The sequence below is a fragment of the Schaedlerella arabinosiphila genome, from assembly GCF_003885045.1.
Taxonomy (GTDB): Bacteria; Bacillota; Clostridia; order Lachnospirales; family Lachnospiraceae; genus Schaedlerella; species Schaedlerella arabinosiphila.
This window is the reverse complement of the sequence record NZ_RHJS01000002.1, coordinates 307,157-320,656: the sequence shown is the minus strand read 5'-3', so window position 1 is coordinate 320,656 and position 13,500 is coordinate 307,157. Positions and strand designations below refer to the sequence as shown.

Sequence of the window (13,500 nt, the reverse complement as noted above, 5' to 3'; positions counted from 1 at the left end):
GATTTCCGTTATATTCTTATTCCGTTGACGTGCCTCCTGTATCGGTTCCACCCGAAGGCGTATCCGCTGTGCCGCCGGACGTACTTCCTCCGCTTGTCCCGCCCGTCGTGTCTCCGCTCGTTCCGCCGGTGCTTCCTTCGCTTCCGGTTGTGGAGTCATCTCCGGATGTGGTTCCGTCATCATCCTCGTCGTCATCTTTTTCTTCCACGGCAGGAGCCCTGTAATGTCCGGAACAGCTTACGGTAGGCGCATTTTCCGCAAAATACTCGGTCACAACCGGGTAGCAGCTGCTGGTGGCCAGAAAACCGCTCTGCTGGCAGATCGTCTTCTGCTGAATGCCGGCCGGCATGTTAAATTCCTGACGCGGCAGACCCTCATGCACCCGCTCCATGATATTCTTCCAAAGCACCTCATGCCATACCTGGTTGTAGATATTTTCCATGGGCTTCCCGCAGTCATATCCGCCCCACACTGAAGCTGTAAAATACGGCGTATAGGCAGAAAGCCACAGGTCACGGCTGTACTCGGACGTACCGGTCTTCCCTGCCACCGGCATGTTGTACATCTGGGCCGCCGTACCGGTACCTTTGGTAATTACATCCTGCAGGGCGCTTGTCAGCAGCGCTGCCGTAGTGTCCTTGAGCACCTGGTGGGTGTCCTTAATCTCATTCTCCAAAAGCACATTGCCGTCATGGTCCAGAACCTTGCTGTACAGGATCGGTTTGATATAGGTGCCGTTGTTGGCAATGGTCGCATAAGCTGCCGTCAGCTCCAGGTTCGTAACACCGTGGGTAATACCGCCGAGGGCTGTGGGAAGCTGGACGTCGGTATATTCCGGATTTTTCGGATCGTCATAATTCACCAGCGTGGTAAACCCGAAGTTGATCAGATAATCATATCCCAGCTGAGGCGTAATCGCCTGCAGCGTCTTCAAGGCGCAGACGTTCATGGAATGCAGGATTGCAAAACGAACCGTCGCGCTGCCCCGGTAAACGTTATCCCAGTTATGCGCCTTCTTCGTGGGATCGTTGGGGTATTCAAAGGGCTTGTCGTCCTGGATCGGTGTCGCCAGCGTATACCCGGCGGCATCAATCGCCGGGGCATAGGTGGACAGCGGCTTGAAACAGGAGCCCGGCTGCCGCATGGAGTCCGTCGCCCGGTTCAAAGAAAGGCTGGCCGTCTTCTGTCCCCTTCCGCCGACCACCGCCAGTACCTCACCGGTATGCTGATCCATAAGCACCACGGAAGCCTGGGGCTGGGGAGTAATATCCCTCCACTCTTCCACCTTGTCCGCTTCCGTAATCCCCAGTGTAGATTTATATTCGTTGATCGCCTGGTCTGCCTCCTCCGGTGATGAGAAGAGCAGCGGATATTCCCGTCCCCATGCATTGGTGATATATTCTGCCAGCATCTCCTTGCTGTAGTTCTCCGGGTCGCCTTCCGCGCGGTAGATGGTCAGCGCAAAATCCAGTCCGTATTCTGTCCCCGGAGGATAAACCGCATCATTTGCAACCTCCTCGTCGCAGATCGCCTGCACCCGGAGATCCTGGGTGGATGTGATATCCAGCCCGCCGCTTAAGACCAGCGCAACGGCCTGTGCTTCCGTATAGCCCTTCCGCTCCTGAAGATCCTGGACCAGTTGTTCGTAAAGCTGATCGTTAAAATAAGAATACGGTGTGGTATTCTGTACCGGCGGCGTAGGGATAATCCGCTCATAGACCGCGTCCGAATCTGCCATGGCTTCATCATAAGCCGCCTGGGTAATATAATTCTGCTCCAGCATCTTGTCCAGCACGTCCTCCCGCCTGGATCGGTTGGCCTCCGGATGCAGAACCGGGTCATAACCTGAGGGGCTCTGCGTGATTCCCGCAATCAGCGCGCTCTCGGAAAGCGTCAGTTCCGACACATCCTTGCCGAAATACCGCTCCGACGCACTCTGCACCCCAAGACAGCTCTGCCCCAGGTTGATGGTATTCATATAGGCTTCGAGGATCTCGTCCTTTGACATCTGCTTCTCAATCTCAATGGCCAGGAACTGCTCCTGGATCTTCCGCTGCAGCCTGTCGTAGAACGTCTTTTCATCCATAAAGTTGATAAATACATTATTTTTGATGAGCTGCTGGGTCAGTGTACTGGCACCTTCGTCAAAATTGCCCGAGGTGACGCCCTTTACCCCGGCTCGTATGATACCCTGCAGGTCGATTCCGTTGTGCTGGTAAAAACGCTCGTCCTCAATGGCGACGAATGCTTTGCCCAGATAATCCGGGATCTCGTCGATTGATTTATAGACACGGTTGGAGCCGGCCCGCAAAAATTCTTCCGTCTTTGTCCCGTCCTTCGCGCGGACAACCGATATATAGCCTGTTGGCTTGACCTGGGAAGGCGTCACTGTAGGACTGTTGTCAAGGATCTTCTTTACAAAGTAACCTACGCCTCCGACACCAACCACTGCAAGAAGAAGGACACAGATGATCAGGGCCTTGAAAAAACGGACTCCCACCCGCTTTTTCTGCATATTCTTTTTCGAGGAGATTTCTTTTTTTCGTTTCTCCAGATGTTCTTTTCCATAATTCATGAATCCTACCCTCCTTTATACATGCTGTTTATTATACCAAATTTATTTTTCTAAATAAAGAAAAAAAACAAAAAGTTCATATATATTAGGAAATTTAAGAAAATCTTTCGAAATCACGCGCTTTTTTTCATTTTCTCACATATAGAAATCCTGCCGCCGACAGCCTTTTTGTATACCGTGAATGCAGAAACCCTGCCGCCGGCAGCTTTTCTGCATATGATGGTATGCAAAAGACCTGCCGGTGACAGGTCTTTTAACATATATGTAATGCCGCTTAAGCATCCAGTATCATTTTGGCCGCTCCGCAGATCCCGGCATCGTTGCCCAACGTCGCAAGCTTAAACTCTATTTCCCGATTAGAAAAGAATGCCTTTTCCCTGTACGGCTTTTGGATAAACGGAATGAGAACCTCTCCGGCCTTGGATACCCCGCCGCCGATCACAAAGACAGCCGGATCCGCAATCACCGCAAGATTGATCAGGCCGCTGGCCAGGTATCTCCCAAACTCCTCCGCAACGCTGACAGCCACCGCATCTCCTGCCTTGACCGCATCAAACACGTCCTTGGCCGTGACGCTTTCTTTTTTCAGTACCGTATCTCTTGTTTCCACTGCCAGACGCTTCTTCGCCAGCCGGACGATCCCGGTAGCGGAAGCATACTGCTCCAGACAGCCCCGGTTTCCGCAGCCGCAGACATCCGTCTCGTCGTAGTTCACGCAGATATGGCCCACCTCGCCGCCTGCGCCGTGCTCCCCTGTGATCACCTTTCCATTGACGATCACGCCGCCGCCGACTCCGGTGCCCAGGGTGATCATGACCAGATTCTTCTGTCCTGCCCCTCCGCCTTTCCACATCTCGCCCAGCGCTGCGACATTGGCGTCATTGCCGATCAGCGCGTCCATTCCGGTCAGTTCTTCCAGTTCCCGCTTCACTTCCTTGTAGTTCCAGCCCAGGTTTGCACTCCCGTTGACCACGCCTTCGGCCGTCACCGGCGCGGGGACTCCCGCACCGATCCCAAGAATCTCGGACTTCTCCAGCCCATGGGCCTGTGTCTTTTCCAGAATCGACGCGGCGATATCCGGCAGGATGGCCTTTCCTTCGTCCTCTATCCTGGTTACGATCTCCCACTTATCCAGAATCTTGCCCGTCTCTTCGAATAATCCCATCTTTACAGTCGTTCCGCCGATATCTACTCCATAACAATACTTCATGACTTCCCTCTCCTATCCTTTTCTTACGAGATTCTCCTGTACCCGCTTGTACAGTTCCTGCGCGGCATTGTATCCCATCTTCTTCTGCCTGTGGTTGACCGCTGCGGATTCCATGATGATCGGAAGGTTCCGCCCCGGACGGATGGGGATGCTGTGGCAGACAACCTTGTTCCCCAAAAATTCCGTATAGTTCTCTTCCAGTCCCAGACGGTCATACTCCTTATCCCGGTTCCATTCTTCCAGTGTGATCACCAGGTCGATATTCTGTGTCTCACGGACACACTGTACACCGAACATGGATTTTACATCCACAATCCCGATACCCCGGAGTTCGATGAAATGCTTGGTGATATCCGGAGCCGAACCAACCAGCGTGTCATCGCTGACCTTCCGGATCTCAACCACATCATCTGTCACAAGACGGTGCCCCCTCTTAATCAGCTCCAGAGCCGCTTCGCTCTTTCCAATTCCGCTTTCCCCCATGATCAGCACGCCGACGCCGTATACGTCCACCAGTACTCCATGGATCGTAATGCAGGGAGCCAGCTTCACATTCATCCAGCGGATCAGTTCCCCCATAAAAGCACTGGTCTGTCTGGAAGTCTGCATCACGGGGATGTCCCTGCTGCGGGCAAGCTCCAGAAGCTCTTCTTCCGGCTCCAGGTTGCGGCTGAATACGATACACGGCACCTGGCGCGACAGCAGTTCGTCATAAATCTGCTGCTTCCGGTCTTCCTCCAGTGTCTGGAGATAGGTATACTCCACATATCCAACAATCTGCACCCTGTCATACGCAAAATGATCAAAAAACCCTGTAAGCTGTAATGCCGGCCGGTTTACTTCCGGAACAGTGATCCGCTTGTCTGCAAGATCCACGGTAGGAGTCAGGTTCTTTAAACCCATTTTCTCCGCCAGCTCGCTAATCTTAACGCCTTGTCCCATCTTTATTTTTTTCCTTTCTTGGGAACTGTCATGCATCGGCCGCCGCCTTGGGAACATCCGGCAAACCACGTCACGGCAGTTCTTATCTTTTCCCGGCGAAGCACAATCCTGCCGCTTCGCCCACTGCACCTTATAGTATATCATTAATGAAAGAATTTGTACACGGATTCCGCCGCTTTTTCATTCATTTCCGGAATCTGGGCCAGACGCTCGGCAGTAGCCGCCTTGATCTCATCCAGACTGGCAAATTCGCGCATCAGCGCCTTCCGCCTGGCAGGCCCGATTCCCGGGATATCGTCCAGTATGGAATGAACCTGCCCTTTCCCCCGGAGCTGCTTGTGATACTCGATTGCAAACCGGTGGGCCTCATCCTGAATCCTGGTCACCAGAAGAAATGCCTGGGAAGACCGGTCAATGGGGATCTCCTCATTCTGATAATACAGCCCCCGGGTCCTGTGGTGGTCGTCCTTGACCATGCCGCACACCGGAATGTCCAGATGCAGGCTTTCCAGAACCTGCAGCGCCACGTTGACCTGGCCCTTTCCGCCGTCCATCAGGATCAGATCCGGAAAGGTGGTAAATCCGCCCAGCTCCCTGCTTTCCTCCCGCTCCCGAAGCCCGTGGGTAAACCGCCTTGTGAGCACCTCCCGCATGCTTCCATAGTCGTCCGCACCCTTGATGCCCTTGATCTTGAACTTCCGGTAATCATTGCGCTTTGGTTTTCCCCGTTCGTAGACCACCATGGAACCCACGGACTCAAATCCGTTGGTATTGGAAATGTCAAAGGCTTCCATCCGGCTGATCCCCTTGAGTCCCAGCAACCCGGCGATCTCCTTCACCGCCCCGATGGTGCGCCCTTCCTCCCGCTTGAGTCGTTCCTTGTCCTTGCTCAATACAAGCTGCGCGTTGCTCACCGCCAGCTCCACCAGCTTTTCCTTGGTTCCTTTTTTCGGAACCCGGAGCGTGACCTTCGAGCCCCGCCTTCCGGAAAGCCACTCCTCAATCAGCTCCCGGTCCTCCGGCTCCTCCGGCAGCACCAGCTCTCCCGGAATAAAGGGAGTCCCTCCGTAATACTGCTTGATGAAGCTGTCCAGGATACTGCCGATGGATTCCTCTTTGGAGATCCGCAGATAAAAATGGTCCCGGCCGATAAGCCTGCCGCCCCGGATGAAAAAGACCTGTACAACCGCGTCCTCTTCCTCTGTGGCCGCCGCCAGGATATCCCGGTCCTCCCCGCCGGTGTCCGTGATCTTCTGCTTCTGGGACACCTTTTTCACACTGTTCAGCAGTTCCCGGTACTCAATGGCCTTCTCAAATTCCAGCGCTTCCGAAGCCGCGTTCATCTTCCCTTCCAGCTCCGAGAGAATCCCCTCATAATGCCCGTTCAGAAACCGTACCACCTCTGAGACCGCTTTTGCGTACTCCTCCTGGGAAATGCATCCCTGGCAGGGCGCGTCGCACTGCCGGATGTGGTAGTTTAAGCAGGCCCGCTCCTTTCCTGTGTCCTTCGGCAGATTCCGGTTGCAGCTCCGGAGATGATACAGCTTGTGGAGCAGCTCAATGGTGTCCCGCACCGCCTGGCCGCTGGTGTAAGGCCCGAAATATTTTGCCTTGTCCTTCACCACGTTCCTTGCCAGCATCACCCTGGGAAATGGCTCGTTAACCGTCACCTTGATGAAAGGATAGGCTTTGTCGTCCATCAGCATGGTGTTGTACTTCGGCCTGTGCTCCTTGATCAGATTGCATTCCAGCACCAGGGCTTCCAGCTCGGAGTCCGTCACGATGTATTCGAACCGCCGGATGTGGGTCACCATCTGCTCGATCTTGATGCCCTTGTTCCGGCTGGACTGAAAATACTGCCGCACCCGGTTTTTCAGGCTGATCGCCTTGCCTACATAGATGATCTGATCCTTCTCGTCATGCATCAGATAGACGCCCGGTCTGGCCGGCAGCTTCTTTAATTCTTCCACAATATCAAAATTATATTCTTCCATGCCCCGTGTTTCACTTTCCCTTTTTATATAGTCTTGTCCCCTGAGGATCTGTCCCCGGCCTTTGCAGATTTGCTTCTGCCACATCCGCCAGGAATCCGCCCCCTAAAAAAATCAGGCAGAGATCCATGACTTCATCCCTGCCTGTTATTTTACCACACTTCAGCATCCGGTTCTTCTTTTTGTTCCAAACGCTCCACCGGACGCATGGCGATCCGGTTTTCCTTCTTTTCTTTTCCCTCTTCGGACTCCAGGGGTTCCGGAATGCCTTTGACTTCCCGGAAAATCTTCATGAACTCTTTGCCGGTGATGGTCTCCTTCTCAATCAGAAATTCCGCGATCTTATCCAGCGCTTCCCGGTTCTCCTGCAGCAGGCGCTTCGCCTCTTCGTATGCGTTTTTCAGCATCAGCATGACTTCCGCGTCGATCTCTGCCGCTGTCGCGTCCCCGCAGTTCATCACTGCACGGCCGTCCAGGTATCGGTGCTGCACGGATTCCAGGCCGATCAGTCCGAATTTCTCCGACATCCCGTACTGGGTGATCATCTCCCGGGCGATCTTGGTCGCCTTTTCTATATCATTGGACGCCCCGGTGGTAACCGTCTCAAATACGATCTCCTCCGCCGCACGGCCTGCAAGCATTCCCACCAGCATGGCCTCCAGTTCCTTCTTGGTATTGAGGAACTTCTCTTCCTCCGGCGTCTGCATCACGTAACCCAGAGCACCCATGGTCCTGGGCACGATGGTGATCTTCTGCACCGGCTCCGCATCCTTCTGCAGGGCGCTGACCAGCGCATGGCCCACCTCATGATAGGACACAATCCGGCGTTCCTCCTCGCTCATGATGCGGTCCTTCTTCTCTTTGCCCACCAGCACCACTTCCACGGCGTCAAACAGATCCTTCTGGCTGACCACCTGTCTCCCGTTCTTTACGGCGTTGATGGCCGCCTCGTTGATCATATTGGCCAGATCCGATCCCACGGCTCCCGAGGTCGCCAGCGCGATGGCTTCCAGATCCACCGTCTCATCCATCTTCACATCCTTGGAATGCACCTTCAGCGTATCCACACGGCCTTTCAGGTCCGGCTTATCCACGATGATCCTCCGGTCAAAACGTCCCGGCCTGAGAAGCGCCGGATCAAGGATCTCCGGACGGTTGGTAGCCGCCAGCAGCAACAGTCCCTTATTCGTGTCAAATCCGTCCATCTCCGCAAGAAGCTGGTTCAGCGTCTGCTCCCGCTCGTCATTGCCGCCGCCCATTGCGGTGTCACGGCTCTTCCCGATGGCATCCACCTCGTCGATAAATACGATACAGGGCGCCATCTGCTGCGCCTGTTTGAACAGGTCGCGGACACGGGACGCGCCCACGCCTACATACATCTCCACAAAGGCAGAACCGGACAGGGAGAAAAACGGCACCTTGGCCTCGCCTGCCACGGCCTTGGCCAGCAATGTCTTGCCGGTTCCCGGAGGTCCCACCAGCAGGGCGCCCTTGGGCAGCTTCGCCCCGATGCCCGTATATTTTCCCGGGTTATGGAGGAAATCCACCACCTCCTGGAGCGACTCCTTGGCCTCATCCTGGCCCGCCACATCCTGGAAGGTGACTCCTGTCTCCTTCTCCACATAGACCTTGGCGTTGCTCTTGCCGATCCCCATCATGCCGCCGCCCTTGGTCATGTTGCGCATCACGAAGCTGAACAGGATTCCCAGCAGTAAAAGCGGCAGTATCACGGTGATAAAGATCTCCATCATCATCATGGATGCCGTATCCGGAATCTCCTGTCCGAATTCTACATCTGCCTCCAGCAGCCGATCCGGCAGGTTGTCATCCTGTACAGTCCCGGTAAAGTAATCCGGCGGCCGCTCCTGGTCGTCCCGCTGTCCCGTGGCTTCCTCCATCTGGTTCAGCAGATTGTCCCGCATATCCTGAAACTGATCTTCCACCTGATCCTGGGAATCCTTCCCTTCTTTTTTCTCTTCTTCCTTATTTACGCCTTCCTTCAGGGTAATATAAATACGGGATGAACCCAGGGTAACCTTTTCCACCTTCCCCTCATCGACCAGCCCTAAAAATTTATCATAGCTGATTTCTTCCGGATCTCTGTCCTGCATCAGCGAATAAAGTCCCATTACAATAAAAAGGGTCAGCAATGTCGTGAAAAGGATCACGCCCCATCCCTGCCGATTGTTCCTGGGATTATTCTTATTATTCTTGTTATCCATCCTGCTCCTCCTGCTAAATTCCACTGCACTCCTATATTATAAGTACAGGTTCGTTATAAATCAACTAAAAGATTATGAAAATATTGTAAAAACACAGGTTTTTGTTGTATACTAAGATTTATATTGCAATCGAACGGCAGACCGCAGACCTGTCTGCTTCACAGACCATTCGCTGCTTTCGCAGTCTCTGTCTGGGGTCGTTGGGCGTTCCGCAGTTGTCAGATTATAAACAGACGCGAGGAAAAACATTATGAAAACAGGATTTGATAACGAAAAGTACCTACGCACACAGTCGGAGCACATCCGACATCGCATTGAGCAGTTCGACCACAAGCTGTATCTGGAATTTGGCGGAAAGCTGTTCGATGACTATCACGCTTCCCGCGTGCTTCCCGGATTCGCCCCGGATTCAAAGCTGCATATGCTCAAGCAGCTCAGCAGCCAGGCGGAGCTGATCATCGTCATCAGCGCCAAGGATATTGAAAAAAACAAAATACGCGGGGATTTGGGTATCACCTACGACTCAGACGTCCTGCGGCTGATCGACTCTTTTCATGAGCACGGGCTCTATGTGGGCAGCGTTGCCATCACACAATATTCCGGGCAGGACAGCGCCCTTCTTTTCCGAAGGCGGCTGGAAAATCTGGGCATCCGTGTCTACCTCCACTACCATATCCCGGGGTATCCGTCCAACATCCCGCTGATCGTCAGTGAAGACGGCTTCGGAAAAAATGAGTATATCCAGACCACCCGTCCTCTCGTCATCGTTACGGCGCCGGGACCGGGCAGCGGAAAGATGGCCACCTGTCTTTCACAGCTATATCATGAGCACAAACGCGGGATTCATGCAGGCTATGCCAAGTTTGAAACATTTCCCATATGGAACATCCCATTGAAGCACCCGGTCAACCTGGCTTACGAGGCTGCCACCGCGGACCTGAATGATGTCAATATGATCGACCCGTTCCATCTGGAAGCCTATGGGGAAACCACGGTAAACTACAACCGGGACGTGGAGATTTTCCCGGTGCTCAATACGATTTTCGAAAAAATTTACGGAAAAAGCCCTTACAAATCGCCTACCGACATGGGTGTAAATATGGCCGGAAACTGTATCTGCGACGACCAGATCTGCCGGGAAGCCTCCTGCCAGGAGATCCTCCGGCGTTACTTTGCCTCCCTCAACTCCTTATTAAGGGGGAACTGCATGGAGGAGGAAACCCAAAAGCTGGAGCTTTTGATGAACCAGGCCGGCATTTCCACCGCCGACCGGCAAGTCGTCGCGGCAGCCCTAGTGCGCGCAGAACAGACCGGCGCCCCGGCGGCAGCTCTGGAGCTTCCCGACGGACGGATGATCACCGGGAAGACCAGCAGCCTTTTGGGCGCCTCCGCAGCGCTGCTTTTAAATGCCATTAAGGAACTGGCCGGGCAGCCCCATGATCTGGATATCCTTTCTCCGGAGTCCATTGAGCCCATCCAGAAGCTGAAAGTGGATTATCTGAAAAGCAAAAACCCGCGGCTTCATACGGATGAAGTGCTGATTGCCCTTTCCGCAAGCGCGGCAACCAGCCGGGATGCCCGTCTGGCCCTGGAGCAGCTTCCCGCGCTGGAAGGATGTCAGGCCCATACCTCCGTTATGCTGTCCGATGTGGATATTAAAATCTTTAAAAAACTGGGGGTACAGCTCACCTGCGAAGCGGTGTATGAAGCGGGATCGCGGTATCACTGAAAAAACGCTGCAGTTCACACTTAAAGAATGGCAACAGTCAAATATGTTTTTTAACCGGCCTGGTCATATCCGGCCTCGGACGGCTCAGATCCATCCGGTGCTGGAAAGTCTCTGACTAATACGAAAAAATAAGACTGCCGAAAACGGAACTTCATTCACCGCATATCGCGGGAATGCTGCCCGTTTTCGACAGTCTCGTTTTTTCTCTCTCTGTATGTGATCAGGCAGAAAATAACTGATCTTTTTTTAATATATGATCTTACCTCTTCGTTTACTTCACTTTCCCTCTGTGCGTCCTGACATATTTCTGCAGATGCCATGCCGCCCATGCCGCAAAGAGACCGATCGCCAGACCTGCCAGTACGTCCGAAGGGTAATGCACGCCCACATACAGCCTGGAACATGCGATCAGCGCCGCCAGTATCAGCAGCAGAACCGCGTACTTTTTCGGCATCATCCGCCAGTACACCCCGGCCGCTGCGAAGGACGCGCAGGTGTGCCCTGAAGGGAAGGAATAATCCTTCTGCTTTTCGATCAGCAGCACCAGGCCGTCTATCACTTCATAAGGCCGGGTGCGGGCAACCAGATTTTTCAGAGTCACATTTGTGATCAGGGCTCCGATTACAAGAGCCGCCAGCGAGGTAATCCCGATCCATCGGGTCTGTCTCGGGATCATCAGAAGGATGGAAAGGGCAATCCAGAACCAGCCGGAATCCCCCAGCATCGTAATCCATTTCCAAATCCCCTCCATCCAGTCCTGCCGGATGTACTCCTGAATCCATAGCAGGATGTTCCCATCCAGGTTAATCAAAAAATCCATACCCTATATCCCCTTGTCGATTCTTCTTTCTGTTGGGCTTCCTTGCTTCACAAATCATACAGCAGGCAAAATGCACTCCAAAAAATCTATCTTTCCAGTGTCATACCATACATTACAGCTTGCCATATATGGAAACTGGTCCTCTGGTGCGGAAGAAAGTACAATCTTATCGCCTTCACGGTATGGCTTACTGGGCTGATCACTCACCCCGATAAAGCAATACGCATAATCCTCCGCATCGCCATACGCCGTTGATGAAGTTTTGGCATGCTTTCGAACAAACTCTCTGCCCAGTTTCTCAGCACATGCATCCAGCCCTATTTTTCTGGCTTCTTCGAATGTCAACATAACAATCACCTCACCATATCTCAAATGAATCTGCACTAAAGTCAATACACATCCCTGACATTGCCGATATTACCGTACTTTTCTCCTGTCCAATCACTTCCAGAGCTTCTCTGTCATTTCCTGACGGTCTTGGAATCGGTTCTCCCGAATGGGAATGCCCAACAATATACAGCTTATGCGTCATCAGCATATCAACCAAAGTTCCGTCAAATACACAGTTTCTTGAATCACCGTGAAATAAAATATCCTCCTTCTTGCCCCGCAGCAATGCAAACTCATCTCCTGTTTTTGCAGTCAAATAGGCTAAATCTTTCAGCATAATAAACTCATATTTAAAACTTGCCCAATCGCCAATTTCCGGAACTCTGTTCAGCATCGACTGTCTATGGCCGTCCAGCCCTGCTTTGCCGCTTCTTATTGCCTGCAATGAGGTTTGCATAGATCTTGTCGATGACAAGGTTATATCCATCGACTGCTTTTTCTCTTCTGTTCCTGCGTTCAATACATCACTGCTCCTTAAATACCTGTAACAGGCTCTGCCCTTTTCCTTATTATAACATCTTTTCGTTTTTTTTCTACCCGGACTTCTAATCGCTTATAGCTTTTTTACAGCATCCTCTTCCGATATGTTTTACAGATCCCGGCTCCCGCGATTACTAATCCGCTGAGAACCATCACAACTACGCACACCCGCCATGATGTCATATCTCCTGTCCCGACAGCCTGGCTTGTTCCGGAGTACATCTCATTCCGCGCATCCACACTGGTAGTCCCGAAAGGCACCAGGCCCCCGATGGCGTTCATAACCGCCGATGCCGCCTGATCCACTTCCTCCTGTACGGCATAGGGGTCATCCAGCACAGCCTGCCCCTCTTTCATCGCCTTCTTCAAGACGCCAAAGCTTTCCGACGTGTAATCCTCTTCCTGATATCCTGCCGCAAGATTGAGCACCTCCTGCAGTTGGGATTTATCCACCAGGGAGCTCCCTGCCCCGCCGGAACCGCCTGCTGCCCCGCCAGAGCCTCCTGCCCCGCCGGAACCGCCTGCCGACCCGCCCGGATTTCCGGGCTGTCCCGGTTCTGGTGTCTCCGGATCAACCGGGTCTTCTCGGTTCACAGGGACAATCAGCACGGCATTCGAAAACGATGCCGAAAGCTTCTGCGCATTGCTTCCCTGCACCTTCCGAAAGGAATCCGGCACCACACTGATATAGAGTCCGTCTGCTGCACCTTCCTGGATCTCCTCCATCATCACGTTCCCCAGCGCCAGGCTGTCAGGTTCTTCCCCTTCTCCCGAAAAAAGCGGTTCGCTTCCTGCAATATAGATCCGCAGGATTCCGGTTTCACGCTGGTAACGCTGTTCTGTAACCGCTGCCCTTGCCTGGACTTCCTGGCTCCAGCTAAAGGTCAGGTTTTCAATCTGCTCCAATATCTCCGGCCCTGCCGGATTGCCGTCCCGATCCGTGATCTGCAGCCCAAGCTGCATAGAAGATACCTTCTCCCCGGCGCCGCCTGAAACAGTGACCGACACATTTACATTGTTCCCGTCCTCCTTCAGCCGTACCTCGTCTCCTGCTGCCAATACCTGCAGCGGCAGTATTGCGATAAATGCGAACACTGCCATTATCAATCCAATTAAATATTTCTTCATGTCCTACTCCCCT

Annotated in this window: 10 protein-coding genes; 1 reads left to right on the top strand and 9 read right to left on the bottom strand. The window is 53.2% G+C overall.

Annotation, left to right across the window (positions count from 1 at the left end):
* Positions 1-16: 16 nt before the first annotated feature.
* The 5 genes from EBB54_RS02105 to ftsH all read right to left on the bottom strand — a co-directional run bounded on the left by EBB54_RS02105 (position 17) and on the right by ftsH (position 8,940).
* On the bottom strand, positions 17-2,575 hold the full coding sequence (locus EBB54_RS02105) for a transglycosylase domain-containing protein (RefSeq protein WP_125126148.1): 2,559 nt from the start codon (positions 2,573-2,575) through the stop codon (positions 17-19).
* A gap of 274 nt (positions 2,576-2,849) precedes the next feature.
* On the bottom strand, positions 2,850-3,785 hold the full coding sequence (locus EBB54_RS02100) for an ROK family glucokinase (protein ID WP_125126147.1): 936 nt from the start codon (positions 3,783-3,785) through the stop codon (positions 2,850-2,852).
* 12 nt (positions 3,786-3,797) lie between these two features.
* The gene (hprK, locus tag EBB54_RS02095) at positions 3,798-4,727 is read right to left on the bottom strand and encodes an HPr(Ser) kinase/phosphatase (protein WP_044991217.1); all 930 of its coding nucleotides are present in this window, start codon (positions 4,725-4,727) and stop codon (positions 3,798-3,800) included.
* A gap of 143 nt (positions 4,728-4,870) precedes the next feature.
* Positions 4,871-6,721 (bottom strand): excinuclease ABC subunit UvrC, encoded by a 1,851-nt coding sequence (gene uvrC / locus EBB54_RS02090; protein WP_125130556.1) that lies wholly within the window; start codon positions 6,719-6,721, stop codon positions 4,871-4,873.
* A 149-nt stretch (positions 6,722-6,870) separates the two neighbouring features.
* Positions 6,871-8,940 carry an ATP-dependent zinc metalloprotease FtsH gene (gene ftsH / locus EBB54_RS02085; RefSeq protein WP_004082879.1) on the bottom strand — a complete coding sequence of 690 codons (2,070 nt, stop codon included), beginning with the start codon at positions 8,938-8,940 and terminating at the stop codon, positions 6,871-6,873.
* A 250-nt stretch (positions 8,941-9,190) separates the two neighbouring features.
* On the opposite strand from ftsH, the gene EBB54_RS02080 reads away from it, so the two are divergent.
* Positions 9,191-10,669 (top strand): DUF1846 domain-containing protein, encoded by a 1,479-nt coding sequence (locus EBB54_RS02080; protein ID WP_004082881.1) that lies wholly within the window; start codon positions 9,191-9,193, stop codon positions 10,667-10,669.
* Between the two features lie 271 nt (positions 10,670-10,940).
* Here the strand turns inward: EBB54_RS02080 and EBB54_RS02075 are convergent, their stop codons facing one another.
* The 4 genes from EBB54_RS02075 to EBB54_RS02060 all read right to left on the bottom strand — a co-directional run bounded on the left by EBB54_RS02075 (position 10,941) and on the right by EBB54_RS02060 (position 13,487).
* A complete protein-coding gene (locus EBB54_RS02075) occupies positions 10,941-11,489 on the bottom strand; it encodes a phosphatase PAP2 family protein (RefSeq protein WP_125126146.1) in 549 nt (182 codons plus the stop codon).
* A 54-nt stretch (positions 11,490-11,543) separates the two neighbouring features.
* Positions 11,544-11,837, bottom strand: coding sequence for a hypothetical protein (locus EBB54_RS02070; protein ID WP_004082885.1), 294 nt, complete (start codon positions 11,835-11,837; stop codon positions 11,544-11,546).
* Between the two features lie 10 nt (positions 11,838-11,847).
* Positions 11,848-12,339, bottom strand: a complete 492-nt coding sequence (locus EBB54_RS02065; RefSeq protein WP_004082887.1) for a hypothetical protein — start codon at positions 12,337-12,339, stop codon at positions 11,848-11,850.
* A 104-nt stretch (positions 12,340-12,443) separates the two neighbouring features.
* Positions 12,444-13,487 carry an FIVAR domain-containing protein gene (locus EBB54_RS02060; RefSeq protein WP_125126145.1) on the bottom strand — a complete coding sequence of 348 codons (1,044 nt, stop codon included), beginning with the start codon at positions 13,485-13,487 and terminating at the stop codon, positions 12,444-12,446.
* Between the last annotated feature and the right edge of the window lie 13 nt (positions 13,488-13,500).